This window comes from Cytobacillus sp. MT66 (genome assembly GCF_058792595.1).
In genome coordinates, this window is sequence record NZ_JBXAFB010000001.1 from 306,068 (window position 1) to 322,652 (window position 16,585).

Sequence of the window (16,585 nt, forward strand, 5' to 3'; positions counted from 1 at the left end):
AATGTCAAAGATAACTGCGATTGATCGATTATTGAACCCAAAATCTGTAGCCATTGTCGGTGTTTCAAAGGATTTCACATCTATTAGCGGTAAGCCATTTAAAAATCTGATTAACCATAAGTACCAAGGAAAAATTTATCCTGTTAACCCTAAATACGACGAAATTGAAGGAATCCCATGTTATTCAAGCCTTTTGGATATACCGGGACCTGTCGATGTTGCTCTAATCGCTGTTTCAGCCAAAAGAATGATGCAGATCCTTGATGATTGCGAAAAAAAGCAGGTTCATCATTTAGTTTTATTTAATTCGGGGTTTGCTGAAGTAGGCGAGGAAGGTAAAGAACTTCAGGAGAAAGTTTTAGAAAGAGCCAAGCAAGCTGGGATTTCCATTCTTGGTCCAAACTGTGTCGGACTCCTTAACGTGAAAGAAAGCATTCCACTAGGATTTGCAACATCATTTGAAACAGAAAAAGGGTTTAAAGCCGGACCAGTCGGCTTTTCCTCCCAGAGCGGCGCCATAGGCTTTTCACTATTCGGATTGGCCCAAGAAAGGGATATTGGCTTTTCCTACATTATAAACTCAGGGAATCAAATGGATATTCATTCTCTTGATATCATTGAATATATGCTTGAAGATCAGGATACAAAAGTTGTAGCAGGGTATCTTGAAGGAATCCCGGACGGAAAAATGCTGATAGATTTATCGAAATCTTCTAAATCCAAAGGGAAACCTATTATTCTATTAAAGGCTGGCCGTTCTGCAATCGGAAGACAGGCTGCATTATCCCATACCGCTTCCTTAACGGGGTCTGAGGAGACCTTCCGTGCAATCGCCAAACAATATGGGCTGATTACCGTAAACGATGTCGATGACATGATCGATTTGATGCAGGTCTTTTCTAGAGGCAAAAAAGCAAAAGGCAATAAGATTGTGACGATTTCCAATTCCGGTGCAGCTGGCATCGCCATGGCTGATTACAGTGAAGAATTAGGCCTGGATATGCTCCGCATGACAGCGGAAACATCTGAAAAAATCACATCAATTATTCCGCCTTACGGTTCAGCCTTAAATCCGATCGACGTTACCGCACAGGCTTTAAAAGAGCAGCACATTTTAACAGATACCTTAGAGGTTCTTATTAACGATGATCAGGTAGACGCCATTGTTTTCCAAACAACCTTTGGCGGAGAGCTTGGCAAAAATATCTGCCAAAAAATCGTTGATATTGACCGGAGAACAGATAAGCCAATTCTGGTCACCATCACGGGAACGGATGAATTAACAGGTCCAGGGCGCAGAATTTTACAGGAGGCAGGGGTCCCAGTTTACCCAACATCCTATAAAACAATGGCTGCACTTAAACATTTAGTAGATTTTTCGCTGTTCTGCAATAAGGAAGATGAGGCAGAACCTGCTATAACCAGCACTATTAATAATAGTGAGGAAAAGATCGGCGTTTGGACTGAAGAGCAGGTGAAACCACAGCTTTCCTCTTTAGGAATTCGTGTTCCAAACGGAGTGGTCATTAGAGATGACAGGCATTTGGCACAAGTAAAGAATGAACTTCAGTACCCGGTTGTATGTAAAGTTATTTCAAAGGATGTCCTTCATAAAACAGATGCTGGTGGAGTGAAAATCAACATTCATAACGCACAGCAATTGGAAACTGCTTTTGAAGAGATCCTGAAATCTGTTAAACAATATAACCCGCAAGCACATATTGAAGGGATTCTTGCCGAGGAAATGATTAAGGACGACAGTGTCGAAATGTTTATCGGCATTAAGGAAGATCCTCAATTTGGCTCATTAGTTGTTTGCGGACTTGGCGGCATTTTTATTGAAGTCTTAAAGGATGCTTCCATTCGCAGAGCACCGGTAAATCTTGCAGAAGCCAATGAAATGCTAAAAGAATTAAAAGGATTCCCGCTGTTAGAGGGTATAAGAGGCAGCAAACCTAGGGATATCAAGGCTCTTGCAGACGCCATTGTAAACGTTTCCCAATTTGCCGCTATGAATGATGGAAAAATTGCCGAAATGGATATCAATCCTATTTTGGTCTTCGAAGAGGGAAAAGGAGTTGCAGCCTTAGACGGAATTATTGTCTGGAAAGATGGAGAAAAGGCCGACGTTTCTATTGCATCAATTTAATATTCAAACTGTGTTAATGTTTCAAAATAAAGAACCTAATTAATTGGATTGAAATCAACGGCTTCGTTTAACAGAGCCAATTTTCAAGAAATAGGGGAGAAAAGGGTGAAAGAAACGAATTCAAACACATACTTGCAGTGGCTGCGAGAACAATTTGAAGACTCCCCATTTTGGCAGCATATGGGGATGTCCATCGAGAAGCTCGAGCCTGGAGATGTCATTGTAAAAATGCCAGTCAAAGGCGAACTGGTCAACTCTAATGGGATGCTGCACGGAGGGGCACTGACCTCCATTTTAGACACCATAGGAGCTGTGGTCATCCGCTCAGAAAGGGAAGTTAGAGTGGCAACCGTCTCTTTAACGACTCAGTTTGTTGCCCCTGTGACAGAAGGAGCGTTACATGCAAGCGCAAAAATCGTGAACCCAGGGCGACGCACCGTATTTGTCGAGGCAAAGGTTGTGAATGACAGCGGGGATATCATTAGCACAGCAATTGGCACATACGCCATTATTGGTAACTTAGAGTCTAAATGAAATGATCATCTATTATGAAAATTCGGAGGGATAACATGCAATTTCCAACTAAAATTGGCAAGTCTACACCTGATAAAATTTATATCCATGGCTACGATTTAACTGAAGATTTAATCGGCCATATTACTCTTGCAGACATGGCTTTTCTTGGTGCCATGCATAGGAAACCAACACAAAATGAATCAAAAATGCTTAATGCTTTATTAGTGGCTATTTGTGAACACGGGTATACACCAAGCTCGATTTCCACACGCTTAACATACCTTGGAGCCCCTGAATCTGTTCAATCTGCTGTTGCAGCGGGTCTTCTCGGGGCCGGAACCGTCTATCTAGGCGCAATGGAATACGTGGCTGAAATGCTGCAGAAGGCCTTTCAAAAATATGGGGATGACATGAACATCATTGAATTAGCATCCCTTATTATTCATGAGAGACAAGAAAACAAACAGCAGCTCCCTGGATTTGGACATCCTATTCATAAACCTGAAGATCCACGGACAACAAGATTGTTCCAAATCGCAAAAGAATTGGGCTTCTACGGAAATAATTCACAGCTGCTAGTCGAAATTCATAAACAATTCTGCGAGAAAAAGGGCAAGACTATCACTTTAAATGCCGTTGGTGCAATTGGTGCCATTATGGCAGATATGGGACTCGACTACCGTGTTGTAAAATCGCTTGCCGTTGCCTCTAGGGCAGTTGGTCTAGTTGCTCATATTGTTGAAGAAATAGAGGTTGGCAGAAAGGAAAGCTTCGGCCAGCAATTATATGAATTTGTAGAAGAAAATGCTGATTATCAGCCCAAATAGGCATCTTAAAGTTCATTCCCTTCTATAGGGAATGAACTCATTTTTTATCATTTAACGTTAAATGATCTAAATAGACTTATGAAAACGGGGGTGAGGTAAATATGAAATACGAATATCTATTAGAAGAAAAGATTGGCGGTACATACATCCTTTATCTCAATAAGCCGGAGGTACGAAATGCCTTAGTCATGGAAATGAGGCTTGAGCTTCTAGATGCACTTGAAAGGGCAGAAAAGGATGAGGATATTAAATGTATTGTTCTTACCGGCAACGGCAAAGCTTTTTCAGCCGGTGGAGACTTATCAGCCTTAAAGGAAATAGGCCTTATCGAGGGGAGAAAAAGACTGCAGCAGTCACATCCTCTTTTGATGAAAATGCTTGAAATTGAAAAGCCAATCATTGCTGCTGTTAATGGAGCTGCAGCAGGAGCGGGATTTAGCCTTACTTTATTGTGTGATTTAATTATCGCTTCTGATGAAGCATTTTTTGTGCAAAGCTTTGTTAATGTTGGCCTGATTCCCGATTTTGCTGCCATTCATTTTCTCCCGATGCTTATAGGCCCTCAGCGGGCAAAGGAACTGATGTTTTTAGGAGACAGGATCACAGCAGAAGAAGCCCACAAGCTCGGAATTGTTAATCAAGTTGTCCCTGCTGAATCCTTGCTTGAGGAATCAATTATCCTTGCTCAAAAACTAGCAAAGAAGTCACCGATTTCGATAGGTATGACGAAAAAAATAATGAATCAGCACGTGAATGCACAATTAAAAATTCTTTTAGAATTAGAAGCTCAAGCTCAGGGTATTTGTTTTCAAACAGAAGATTTTAAAGAAGGTGTCACAGCTTTCTTTGAAAAAAGGCCACCTGTTTTCACAGGAAAATAAAAGATTGCTAATATTAGTATAAAAACAAGAGCTGCATTCAATTTTAGCTCTTGTTTTTCAATGTCTTTAAAAAAAGCAGCAAAAAAGTTTTTCTAAAATTCATAATAATATTGATAATGCACTTTGGATACAGTATCCTATTTATAGAATATTAATTTTATTCCAACAATGGAGGAATGGGAAAATGCAACTACAAGATAAGGTGACCATTTATGAAGTGGGTTTAAGAGATGGTCTCCAATTGGAGGACAAGATCCTTACTGTTGATGAAAAACTTGAAATCTTTGGATTACTGCACAAGGCAAATGTAACCGAATATGAATTTGGTTCCTTTGTCCATCCAAGAGCGGTTCCGCAAATGGCGAACACAGCAGAATTCTTTTCCCAGATTGCAGATAATCAGGAATTAAACCTGACAGCTCTTATACCGAACCTAAAGGGTCTGGAAAATGCAAAAAAGAGCGGAGTAACATCTGTCAATTATGTGTTCTCAGCCAGCAACACACATAACCTGCAGAATGTCCGCCAGACAACTGACCAATCCCTTGAAAACTTAAATGTTTTATCCCAATTTGCTGCAGAAAATAATATAAACCTTAACGTGGCCATTGCAACCTCTTTCGGCTGTCCATTCGAAGGTGAAATCCCGGAAGACAGAGTATTAGGGATCATCGAAAAAGTCATGCAGCATGATATTAAAAGAATTACCCTAGCCGATACAACAGGAATGGCTAATCCAAAGCAAGTCTATAATTTGACAAGAAAAGTGGTAAATGAATGGAAAGACTTTGAATTTGGCTGCCATTTTCATAACACAAGAGGAATGGGACTAGCTAATATTATTGGCGGTATGGAAGCAGGCATCAGAATCTATGATGCTTCATTAGGCGGCATCGGCGGCTGTCCGTTTGCACCTGGTGCCACTGGGAATGTTTGTACTGAAGATGTAGTTCACATGCTTGAAGAAATGGGAGTACATACAGGGATCGACCTTGACCAGCTAATCGCAGCATCGAAAAAACTAAGTGATGTACTAGGTCACGAACTGCCTGGACAGGTGATGAAAGCAGGGAAAAGTTCCCGCAAATATCCAGTACCAAATTAATTAATAGAAAGGAGATTTTAATATGACGGTAAAAACATATGAAACTATTAAAGTTGAAAAAGCACCATCCCACAAAGGAATTACCATTGTTACTTTAGATCGCCCTCAATCGATGAATGCGTTAAACACAAAAATGGCGATCGAACTCATCGATGTGCTGACAGAACTAAAATATGATGAGGATATTAGAGTCCTTATTATCACTGGCTCTGGAACAAAGAGCTTATGTGTCGGCGCTGATTTAAAAGAGCGAAATGGCATGTCACAGAAGGACTGGAAAATCCAGCATGATTATTTCGAGAAGGTGACAGAGGGAATGCGCGAATTCCCATTCCCAGTAATCTGTGCTGTTAACGGTTACGCGCTTGGGGGCGGCATGGAAATCGCCCTTAGCTGCGACATCAGAACAGCTGCTGCACATGCTCAATTAGGCTTGCCTGAAGCAAAACTTGGCTTAATTCCGGGAATTGGCGGATCCCAGCTAATTGGCCGTTTAATCCCTGTAGGCATTGCAAAGGAGATCTTATTCTCCGGCAAAAGAATCACAGCAGATGAGGCACAAAAATGGGGATTAGTAAACCATGTCTATGATAGTGAAAATCTCTTAGAAGAAACAATTAGACTGGCAGAAACCATCGCCAGCAATGCACCACTTTCATTAAAGGCATTAAAGAAAGCGGTTAACAAAGGAACCGAAACAGATTTAGCAACAGGTATAGCTCTTGAATTGGAATCCTACTATACTTGTGCAAATTCAGAAGACCGCTTAGAGGGGATATATGCATTTAATGAAAAGCGGGCTCCTGAGTGGAAGGGTAAATAATAGTTTTTCTTATAAGCATTCTATAAAAAATAATAAACTAATATTTTTGGAGGTTATACCATATGTCAAATGCTAAAATGATGGAAAATACTGAACACGAAATGATTAGAAAAAGTGTGAGATCCCTTTGCGAGCGTTTTCCAGAGGAGTATTGGAGAGAAACAGACGAAAAAGAAGAATACCCAACAGCATTTGTTCAAGCTTTAACTCAAGAAGGATGGCTTTCCGTTCTGATTCCTGAAGAGTACGGCGGTGCAGGACTCGGCATGAAGGAAGCAGCTATTATTCTTGAAGAGATTAACCGTTCCGGCGGTAATGCTGGTGCATGCCACGCACAAATGTATACAATGGGTGCCGTATTGCGACACGGAAACGATGATCAAAAGCAAAGATATCTTCCTAAGATCGCCAGCGGCGAGCTACGTCTTCAAGCTTTCGGTATTACTGAGCCAACAGCAGGAAGTGATACAACAAGCATTCAGACTTTTGCTGAAAGAAAAGGAGACAAATATGTTGTTCATGGTCAAAAAATCTGGACATCTCGCGCAGAACATTCTGACTTAATGCTGCTTCTTGCCAGAACAACACCTAAAGACCAAGTAAAAAAGAAGACTGACGGCTTAAGCTTATTCCTCTTAGATATGAAGGAACAAGCTGATAAAATTGACATCCGCCCGATCGATACAATGGTTAACCATGCGACAACAGAAGTATTCTTCGAAGGTGCAGAAATTCCGGTAGAAAACCTGATCGGTGAAGAAGGAAAAGGCTTCCGTTATGTACTAAGCGGCATGAATGCAGAGCGTATTCTTATTGCTTCTGAATCTGTCGGTGATGGGTTGTATTTCACTGATAAATCTGTTCAATATGCTAATGAGCGTGTGGTATTTAACCGTCCAATCGGTCAAAACCAAGGGGTACAATTCCCGATTGCTAAAGCCTATATGGACATTCAGGCTGCTAAATTAATGAGAGATAAAGCTGCTGATTTATTCGAAGCCGGTTTAGATTGCGGTGCCGAAGCTAACATGGCTAAATACCTTTGTGCTGAAGCGACATGGCGTGCTGCGAATGCTGCAATGGACACATATGGCGGTTACGGATTTGCTAAAGAATATAATATTGAAAGAAAGTTCCGTGAAGCACGTCTGTTCATGGTAGCACCAATTGCCAATAATCTAGTTGCGAGCTTCGTTGGACAGCACGTACTGGGCATGCCAAGATCTTACTAAGAGGGAACCAGATTTTCACTAAAATGCATGGGGCTGTCATACGACAGCCTCTCTTAATAAAGAAGGAGGTTTTACCATGCCAGGACCACTAAGCGGTGTTAAGGTAGTGGATATAACAACAAATATTTCCGGTCCAAGCTTAACGATGATTCTTGCCGATCTTGGGGCAGAAATTATTAAAATAGAAAGACCAAATATCGGTGATGATTCAAGAGGAATGGGCCCATTCTGGGAAGGTGAAGGTGTATACTTCTTAGAAATAAACCGAAATAAAAAATCCATTGTCGTCGATTTAAAACAGGATAGCGGCAAACAAATCGTCTATGACCTGGTGAAATCAGCAGATGTATTTGTTGAAAACTTTCGCTTTCAAAAAGCAGAGAAAATGGGATTGGGCTATGAGAAATTAAAGGAGCTTAACCCCTCATTAGTATATTGTGCTTTATCTGCCTATGGACAAACCGGCCCGCTCCGCGAAAGACCAGGCTATGACGCGATTGCCCAGGCTGATGCAGGCATTATCGGCATCAATGGAGCAGAGGGTTCAGAAATTGCCCGTGTCCCAGTGTCTGTATTGGATCAGGGCAGTGCGATGTGGGGAGCGATTGGCATTATTTCTGCCTTGCTGCATAAACAAAAAACAGGTGAAGGACAGCTTGTAACGACCTCCTTATATGAAACAGGTGTTTTCTGGACGGGTTATCACATGCTTTCTTATCTGGCTACAGGCAATGAGCCGAAGAAAAATGGGGCTGGTCATACTGCATTTGCTCCTTATGGTGCTTTCCAAGCTGGTGATTCACATATCATGATCGGAATTTCAAACAACTCCCTGTTTAAACGTCTTTGTGGGGTTCTTGGAAAAGAAGATTGGATACAGGATCCAAGATTCGAAAACAATCCAAATCGCGTAGAGAATCGAGAAGAACTGAAGGAAGCCATCGAAAATATCCTGCAATCCAAATCTGGGGATGAATGGGTAAAGCTACTTGCTGATGCAGGGGTTCCAAGTTCTAAGATTAAGAAAATCTCTGAAGTTGTTCAGGACCCTCAAGCGCAAGCACTAAACATGTGGAAAGAGCTGCCTCATACCAATATTGAAAATTTCAAACTGCCGCGTTTGCCATTCGAATTAAGCGGGTCTCCAGCTGAGATCAGAACCGCTCCGCCAAAATTGGGGCAAAATACTGATGAGATATTATCAGCGCTTGGATATGACCAGGAAAAAATTGAACAGCTAAAGACTAGCGGAACGATTCAATCAGAAAATAAAAAACTAGAAACACGATAAAACATAAAACCAAGGGGAATTGAACTTATCAATTCCTCTTTTTTTCTGTGGGCCAATCCAAATTTTTGTTATAATGGGATTAAATTTAATACAGGGAGACGACAGCTATGAGTACTCCATTCATTGAGCAAATTTTAATTGGCAAACCTCAAAGTTTTGGGCAAAAGGATGCAAACCGGCCGATGGATCGCGAATGGGAAAGCGCTATTGTTAAGCAGCCCGTCAAAGGTGCTGTCTATGCTAGCAAAACAAATATACAGGGTGATGGACAAGCAGACCTTGTCAATCACGGTGGAACAGAAAAAGCGATCTTTGCTTATCCAGCGGTCCATTATGATTACTGGCAAAAAGAACTTGAACTAAAGAATTTCACTATTGGTGCTTTCGGCGAAAATTTTGCCATAGGCAGCATCAACGAATGGGATCTTTCCATCGGAGATATTTTTCAAGCCGGCGAAGCCATCATTCAAGTGTCCCAGCCTAGACAGCCTTGCTGGAAGCCTGCAAGAAGGTGGAAAGTGAAAGATCTCGCTCTAAGGGTGCAAAATACAGGGAAGACAGGCTGGTATTTTCGTGTCCTCAAAGAAGGAAACGTTCAAGCAGGGGATTCTCTCATACTGCAAGAACGCCCATATCCCGAATGGACTATAGCCAAGTGCAATGACATCATGCACTTCCAGAAGGATAACATGGAGCTATCTGCAAGACTGGCAAAATGTGAACTCCTTGCTCCAAGCTGGCAGAACACCCTGCAAAAACGGGTGAACGGAGAAGCATCCAACATCCGCAAACGGGTCATCGGGCCAAACGAATAAATAGATTAGGCTGAAATATCTTAAAGATTCATATATTTATAGAATAAATGAAAAGCGAGGCACACCATGATAAAAGCTATTTTTTTCGATTTAGATGATACCCTTTTATGGGACCAAAAAAGTGTGAAAGAGGCATTTTCAGCAACATGCAGGGCTGCACATGAGAGATACAGCAGCATTGATCCTTCTGAACTTGAAGTAGCTGTTCGCGAAGCAGCAAGAAATCTTTATTCCTCCTACGAAACCTATGCTTTTACGCAAATGATTGGCATTAATCCGTTTGAAGGATTATGGGGTAATTTTTTGGACGATCATGATGAGTTTAGAAAAATGAAGGAGATTGTTCCGAACTATCGCAGGGATGCATGGACATTGGGGCTTAAAAAAATAGGAATTGATGACCCTGATTTTGGCTGCGAATTAGGCGAGCGCTTTCCTGAGGAACGCAGAAAAGCACCTTTTATTTACGAAGATACCTTTGAGGTTTTGGATAAGCTTAAAGGTAAATATCAATTACTTCTATTAACCAACGGCTCACCCGATTTGCAAAATACGAAATTAACGATTACCCCTGAGCTTGTACCATATTTTGATCAAATCGTCATTTCAGGGTCATTCGGCAAAGGAAAACCGGATGCATCGATTTTTGAACATGCTTTGAAACTTATGTCCATTGAGAAAGACGATGCCATTATGGTTGGCGATAATCTAATGACGGATATACTCGGTGCTAACCGTGCTGGTATCAGGTCGGTTTGGATAAATCGTCATAACAAGGTAAGAAATGAAGTAGTCCCTGCTTATGAAATCCAGCATTTGGAACAAATTTTTACCATTTTAGATGAATTGAATAAATAATTGGAATAAGCCCTGGTATTTTTTATGCAAATACCGGGGCTATTTATGTACTAACAGATTTATTGCTGTTTTTCTTTTTGCGTATACTGCCAATGACCAGCATTAAAAGGGGAAGACCAATCATATTAATGGGCATCACATACGGTATCCAAAACCGATGAAGGAAGTTTGCGCCAAAATAAGCATATTGGGCATCAAGTATACTTAGAAAAGTGGTAGTACCTCCCACAACCCAAATGATTTTTCGCCAATCTTTCATTTTAAAAAATTTCGCCGTCCCATAGGAAGCAACAAAGACATATACGGATAGTTTGATAAATACACTGATGATCCAAATAAGCACAGCTAAAATCTCCAGATTCTGAATAAAGTCCATTAAAGAAATCACACTTGCCGCATCAAAAGCAGGGAATCGCAAATTTCCTGCCACTTGCCCGCCAAAAATAAATAAGACCGCTAGCGCCATAAACGTCACGAGCATCGAAGAGATAACCAAGGCGATAACAGCTATCTTTGGGCCTTTTTTGGGTTCTGCCATAAAGGAAATAAGCATCAGCACAACCACTGACTCACCAAAAAATGATAACGGCGTTAAGCCGCCATGAAAGATAGCCCCAAAATCTTTGTCCGATAATATTGGCATAATCCGATTAACGTCCATGTTTGAAATTGAGAGAACAAGCATACAAAGAATTGATAAAAATATGATTGGACCAAACACTTCACTGCAGCGGCTAATTCCTTCAATGCCGCCAATATAGCACCCATAAATAATGAGCAAGACCATTGTAATAATTAACACCCATGGCGGTGTAGATTCCAAAAGAATAATTTTGGTGAACTCGACAAATTCACCCATAATATTTGGAAGGACCAAATACCATTGAATAATGTAACATAGGACAATGGCTTTCCCGAGCCATTTGCCAAAAATCTTCTGACTGAATTCTATCAATGTATGATCTGAATAGAGGAGACCTGCTTTTGCTGCGACAAACACAATCATTATTCCTAAAACCGAAGCAAGGATAAAGGAAATCCATGCGTCATGTTTTGCCCTAAATATAGCTGGACTAATTGTAATTAAGATCGTATTGCCGGTTTCAAAGCAAAAAAGAAGCCAAAAAAGCTGCAGATTTGAAATTTTCATTTTGACTTCCCACTTTCATTGACAAATAAATTTGGCCCTGTCATCCCTTTTTCGTTAATCTTAATCTTTACTCTAATAGCGATTTCTGCTTCTGGGAAGACCTGATCCCATTCCTGTCGTATCGATTGCCACTCTTTTGGCTTTTTTCGAGAAAATACTTCACCAAAACCAAAGATATCAGCACCATATTCTTTTTGCACTTTTGTAATGGTTTTCATCACTTGCTTTTTTGCCTGTTTTTCAATTTTCCTCTCTATTAATATTTGATTTCCTAATTTACGCGTATCTAAATTCGTATTGTTTTCATAAATAATTCCTTCACCAGTTAGACTTATATTGATTTTTGCTTTCTTGCTTTTCTGAAGTTCAGGTTCAATCTTGCTATTGAGTTTTGTCAAAGTAACACTGACTTTCCCTTTTTTTAATGGAACAGAAATGTTCACTTTTTTTAAAAGCCCCACTACCCAAAGCTGATTGCGATTTTCCTGCACATTTAAGAATCCCTTAAGCTTCAAATCACGGTCAAGGATTCCGACACCGCCCATTTCTAATATTTCATCCGATTTTTTCCCGCCTTGACCTTCTTCAAGCGTTGTCTTTTTCACATATGGGCTTGTTGGCCAGAGGGATTCGCTGCTTACTGCCCTAAGGAGGCTTAAATATGTTTTGCCTGCTCGGCCGCTAAAATTCTCATGCTCTTTAAGTGTTGCCATGGAAGATATGTTCTCCAGGGGATAGGAGAAATTCAGCGCTTCTTGAGCGGTCATGTCTTTAACAATAAATATATCTGTACGCAAACTAACATCAGCGCTGCGGTTATTAGCATCGAATTTATATTTGAACCCATGTTTGGCAAACTCTTCACTTATAAATATCACCCTCCGCTGGCCAAAGAATGCGTTCCTTGAAAGCTTCGCCTGTAAATTTTGTAATGCGTCCCCTAAGTCATCCCCTTTTGCTGAAACAACAAATGAGTTTTGTTTTCCACCAGGACTGCTTTGTGTTTGTGCATTTGTCGGTGCTACGATTTGCCCGCTAATAATAATTTTCTCATCTTCTCCAAAATCCCAGCCTGTTGCCAGCCAGATCGCTCTGTCATTTAATTCTTCCCGGTCCCAGCAACCAGATAATACTAAAATGGATAATATTACAGGCAGGTATAAGTTAATTTTCATCATCACTCTTCCCTTGGCTTGGACTAGGCATTTGCCCTTTTGGAATACGTTTGTCGTTCTCCCCAGCTATCAACGCAGGACGTCTGTAAAACGACCACCTTGGCGCTCTGATTAACACATCCTTAAAACCTTGTGGTATTTGCGGAGCAATGGGGCTAAAATAAGGAACGCCAAAAGAACGAAGATTGACAAGATGGATGATAAGAGCAATAAAGCCAAGGACAATTCCATAAAGACCCAGAATACCCGCTAAAAGAAGCATGATAAATCTGATCATTCTAAAGGCTGTACCCAGGCTGTATCGCGGTACAGCAAACGATGCAATCCCTGTAGTCGCTACAACAATGACCATAGGAGCTGAAACAATGCCAGCCTGAACTGCAGCCTGTCCAATAACAAGGGCACCTACAATACTAACCGCTGAACCTACTGCTTGAGGGAGCCTAATTCCCGCTTCCCGCAGTCCCTCAAAAACAAACTCCATGATTAACGCCTCAATTGCTGCAGGAAATGGCACACCTTCTCTGGCAGAAGCAATGCTGATTAAAAGCGGAGTAGGGATCAGCTTCGGATGAAAGGTCGATAGAGCAACGTATAATGATGGCAAGAACAAAGCAATATTAAATAAGATATAGCGGACCCAGCGGATAAAGGTTGTATAGAATGGCCGCTCATAATAATCCTCTACAGCCTGCAAACCGCTCCAAAATGTGGTGGGGATAACGAGAGTAAAAGGGGTATTATCAACAAATATAGCCACCCTTCCTTCCATCAGATTCCCAGCAACAATATCTGGCCTTTCTGTATTTTGAATTTGCGGAAAAGGGGAAAGGGGAGCATCTTCAATAAATTCTTCAATAAATTCAGACCCCAAAGCCGCATCAATTCGAATCCTGCTGATTCTTTCACGTATTTCTTTTAGAAGTGATTCAGGGGCAATCCCTTCGATGTAGGCCATTTCTACTCTTGTTTTTGTGTATTCCCCAATTGAAAAAGCTTCAATTTTTAGTTTGGAGCTGCAGATTCTTCGGCGAACAAGTGTTGTATTGGTTCTTATCGATTCCGTAAAACTATCCTTAGGTCCGCGAATCGTCACTTCTGTTGTCGGGGCTTCGATCGACCTTTTTTCAAAACCCTTTAAATCAGCAAGTAAAGCATTATTCTCGCCGTCCACAATCATTCCAATCTGTGCCTGCAGAATGCCGGTAACGAGATCTTCCATATTTGAAGCAGTCTTAACCTGTGTGATGGACAGGAGCTCTTGTTCAATATGCCTGTATATCGATTCATGTTCATGATGACCTTTTGGAAACTGCTTTAAAACAAGAGGTTTTAGAATGAATTCATCAAGGGTTTTAATGTCCACTAAGCCATCAAAATAAAAAAGTCTTATGGTGCATTGGTCCGAAATATCAACCTGTTTAGCTACAAAATCTGAACAGTTTTGAAAAAGTTCTTTAATCTTCTCACCATTTGACTCGCCATTGGCAGTTAAAATTTCTGATTTTTTGTCAGAAGGGATTGGGTCTATTTTTTTTAATTCTTGCAGTCTTTTCGGTTTACGAAACTTGTACATGTCCAATCGCCTCCAGCCAATACATATATGTATATATTTCCAAATCACTGAACTTGTATGTACCTATTCTTTAACTATGGATAAAAAGCTTTGCCGAAACGAAAACTTTGCCAGGATGAACACTTTACTGCATGGGGAAAATACCTATGTGAAAGGGAGAACTCTCTTTCCAAAATTCTCTATAGAGGAAGTGCAAAAATGGACATGATCAAATCACTGATTGCGCTTTTGAATACAGGGAAATTGAAAGAAATGACCCAAATGATGGGTATGCAAAAGAAAAAGAAGAGCAGAAGTATGATTTGGACCCCGCTGATAGGGCTTGGTTTGAGTGCTGCTGCTGTAATGGTCAATAAGTTTTTAAGCAGCAAGGCAGCGGCCCCAGTTCAAAAAGCGATGCAGCCCGTTAAAAATGCAATGAATAAAGCTCCAACTACTGGGGCAGGCGGTCAAATTCCAGCGGCCTTACTAGCGGAGTTTGCCAGTGAGCTTGATCCGAAACAAAAACCTGGTGCCAATAAGAATAAAGCTCCAACCCCACAGGTGGACCAGCTAATGAATGCATTAGGAGATAAGAACAGTGGAAAATAAAATAGAAAATACGAAGCCAATTATAGCTCCAGGCATGGATGACCATGAAGAATTAGACATAGAGGCAACTAATGAAGAAGTTAAAAAAGGTGAATATACGAAGGTTGTTACATTATCTTATGATGAAGCAGACCCGAGCTAATAAGAGAAAGCAGCTTTTTGAGCTGCTTTCTCCATTTAAATCAATTTTTTCGCTGTGAAATTTTCGTCCTGAACGAGCCAAACTTGCGGGAATGGATTTCCTAGCACCCAATAGCTTACGCCGCGCAGTCCATATTGTTTAACCGTATCAAATTTAGCCTGAACACTTCTGGCATCTTCAAACCATACCTCATGCTGCTGTCCATTTTCATCAGTGTAGCGGAAGAATGGGGATTGATATGTTTCATTATATTGAATAGCTGCCCCATATTTAGCTGCCAGCCTTATGGCTGCTTGAGGACTAACGGTTTTTGCGAACGTGCCCTGAACCCATGGGATTTTCCAGTCACGGCCATATAATGGCATACCCATAACAATTTTCTCTCTAGGTATTACTGTCACCGCATAATCGAGTACCTTTTCTACCTCATTAATTGGGGCAATCGCCCATGGACGGCCGCCAGCCCAGCCCCATTCATAGGTCATTAGAACAATAAAGTCAACGATTTCTCCTTGAGCTTTATAATCATGTGCCTCATATAACAAGCCCTTTTGATCTGCAGTGATTTTAGGAGCCAGCGCCGTTGATACTAAAAGTCCTAATGGACGAAGCCTTGCCACAACCCGGCGCAAAAAAGCATTATAATTTTCGCGATCTTCCGGATAGACATACTCAAAGTCAATATTTAAGCCTAAATATCCCTTGGATCTCATTGTATTGATGATATTGGTAATAAGGGTTTCCTGCAAATCCGGATTGCGAAGAATCGATGCGGCGAGGTCTGAACTGAATTTGTTTCCGGAGAAATTAGTTAGACAGAGGAGAGGTGCTGCATGCTCCTGCCAAGCGGCTGCAATTAATTGCTCTTCCTTCATTACTGTAAGCGATCCATCCTCTTTAACAGCATGTGTAAAAGGGGAAAGGTAGGTTAAATGCTCGCCAATGCTCCGTACTTCATTGATTGCATCTTGGTCTGTCCCTGTTATATAAGCGTTTACATCGATAACAGGTTTTGTTATTTCCGGCACTGTAATAACCTGACCGACGATTAGGTTATTTGGATTGGTGATTCCATTCATTTGCATGATGGAAGCAACTGTCGTTCCGAATCTTTGGGCAATCTTCCAAAGCGTATCTCCTGATTGAATAGTATAAACTTGCACTGGTATTTTTAAAACCTGGCCTATATAAATCACTGACGCATTAGTCAGCCTATTAGCTTCTGCAAGACTCTGAACCGAAACCCCGTACTTTTGGGCAATTTGCCAAAGTGTGTCACCGCGCTGAACTACATATGTGGTCATTGGAGCGGGAATGACAAGTGCCTGCCCAACCACAAGTGTATTCGGATTCTCAAGCTGATTGGCTGCAGCAATCTGATTCATATCCGACTGATAGGAATTTGCTATTTTCCACAAACTATCGCCCCTCTGAACGATATGTATGTTCATATC

16 protein-coding genes are annotated in these 16,585 nt (G+C 41.1%); 12 read left to right on the plus strand and 4 right to left on the minus strand.

The window, feature by feature from the left end:
- Nucleotide 1: 1 nt before the first annotated feature.
- From AC1Q59_RS01495 to AC1Q59_RS01540, 10 genes are all read left to right on the plus strand, one after another.
- A complete protein-coding gene (locus tag AC1Q59_RS01495) occupies nt 2-2,149 on the plus strand; it encodes an acetate--CoA ligase family protein (RefSeq protein ID WP_492363998.1) in 2,148 nt (715 codons plus the stop codon).
- Between the two features lie 105 nt (nt 2,150-2,254).
- The gene (locus tag AC1Q59_RS01500) at nt 2,255-2,683 is read left to right on the plus strand and encodes a PaaI family thioesterase (RefSeq protein ID WP_492363999.1); all 429 of its coding nucleotides are present in this window, start codon (nt 2,255-2,257) and stop codon (nt 2,681-2,683) included.
- Between the two features lie 35 nt (nt 2,684-2,718).
- Entirely contained in the window at nt 2,719-3,492 is a 774-nt protein-coding gene (locus tag AC1Q59_RS01505) for a citryl-CoA lyase (protein WP_492364000.1), read from the plus strand.
- 101 nt (nt 3,493-3,593) lie between these two features.
- Complete coding sequence (locus AC1Q59_RS01510) at nt 3,594-4,373, plus strand: enoyl-CoA hydratase/isomerase family protein (protein ID WP_492364001.1); 780 nt, start codon at nt 3,594-3,596, stop codon at nt 4,371-4,373.
- Between the two features lie 184 nt (nt 4,374-4,557).
- Entirely contained in the window at nt 4,558-5,478 is a 921-nt protein-coding gene (locus AC1Q59_RS01515) for a hydroxymethylglutaryl-CoA lyase (RefSeq protein WP_492364002.1), read from the plus strand.
- Between the two features lie 22 nt (nt 5,479-5,500).
- Entirely contained in the window at nt 5,501-6,301 is an 801-nt protein-coding gene (locus AC1Q59_RS01520) for an enoyl-CoA hydratase/isomerase family protein (protein WP_492364003.1), read from the plus strand.
- A gap of 62 nt (nt 6,302-6,363) precedes the next feature.
- Nucleotides 6,364-7,533 (plus strand): acyl-CoA dehydrogenase family protein, encoded by a 1,170-nt coding sequence (locus AC1Q59_RS01525; protein WP_492364004.1) that lies wholly within the window; start codon nt 6,364-6,366, stop codon nt 7,531-7,533.
- Nucleotides 7,534-7,609: 76 nt separating this feature from the next.
- Nucleotides 7,610-8,824: a CaiB/BaiF CoA transferase family protein gene (locus tag AC1Q59_RS01530; RefSeq protein ID WP_492364005.1), complete on the plus strand. Its 1,215-nt coding sequence runs from the start codon at nt 7,610-7,612 to the stop codon at nt 8,822-8,824.
- 107 nt (nt 8,825-8,931) lie between these two features.
- Complete coding sequence (locus tag AC1Q59_RS01535) at nt 8,932-9,639, plus strand: MOSC domain-containing protein (RefSeq protein ID WP_492364006.1); 708 nt, start codon at nt 8,932-8,934, stop codon at nt 9,637-9,639.
- Nucleotides 9,640-9,705: 66 nt separating this feature from the next.
- Nucleotides 9,706-10,497, plus strand: coding sequence for an HAD family hydrolase (locus AC1Q59_RS01540; protein ID WP_492364007.1), 792 nt, complete (start codon nt 9,706-9,708; stop codon nt 10,495-10,497).
- A 43-nt stretch (nt 10,498-10,540) separates the two neighbouring features.
- On the opposite strand, the gene AC1Q59_RS01545 is transcribed toward AC1Q59_RS01540, so the two are convergent.
- Genes AC1Q59_RS01545 through AC1Q59_RS01555 form a run of 3 tightly spaced genes read right to left on the minus strand, consistent with a single transcriptional unit; the run spans nt 10,541 to nt 14,398 of the window.
- A complete protein-coding gene (locus tag AC1Q59_RS01545) occupies nt 10,541-11,647 on the minus strand; it encodes a GerAB/ArcD/ProY family transporter (protein WP_492364008.1) in 1,107 nt (368 codons plus the stop codon).
- Nucleotides 11,644-12,825: a Ger(x)C family spore germination protein gene (locus AC1Q59_RS01550; RefSeq protein ID WP_492364009.1), complete on the minus strand. Its 1,182-nt coding sequence runs from the start codon at nt 12,823-12,825 to the stop codon at nt 11,644-11,646. Before AC1Q59_RS01550 ends, AC1Q59_RS01545 begins: the two co-directional genes overlap by 4 nt.
- Nucleotides 12,812-14,398 (minus strand): spore germination protein, encoded by a 1,587-nt coding sequence (locus AC1Q59_RS01555; RefSeq protein WP_492364010.1) that lies wholly within the window; start codon nt 14,396-14,398, stop codon nt 12,812-12,814. Before AC1Q59_RS01555 ends, AC1Q59_RS01550 begins: the two co-directional genes overlap by 14 nt.
- A 198-nt stretch (nt 14,399-14,596) precedes the next feature.
- Here AC1Q59_RS01555 and AC1Q59_RS01560 point away from each other — a divergent pair, with 198 nt between their 5' ends.
- A complete protein-coding gene (locus tag AC1Q59_RS01560; RefSeq protein WP_492364011.1) occupies nt 14,597-14,989 on the plus strand; it encodes a hypothetical protein in 393 nt (130 codons plus the stop codon).
- Nucleotides 14,979-15,131: a hypothetical protein gene (locus AC1Q59_RS01565; protein WP_492364012.1), complete on the plus strand. Its 153-nt coding sequence runs from the start codon at nt 14,979-14,981 to the stop codon at nt 15,129-15,131. The genes AC1Q59_RS01560 and AC1Q59_RS01565 overlap by 11 nt, the downstream gene beginning before the upstream one ends.
- A gap of 35 nt (nt 15,132-15,166) precedes the next feature.
- Here the strand turns inward: AC1Q59_RS01565 and AC1Q59_RS01570 are convergent, their stop codons facing one another.
- The gene (locus AC1Q59_RS01570; protein ID WP_492364013.1) at nt 15,167-16,582 is read right to left on the minus strand and encodes a LysM peptidoglycan-binding domain-containing protein; all 1,416 of its coding nucleotides are present in this window, start codon (nt 16,580-16,582) and stop codon (nt 15,167-15,169) included.
- Nucleotides 16,583-16,585: the final 3 nt, after the last annotated feature.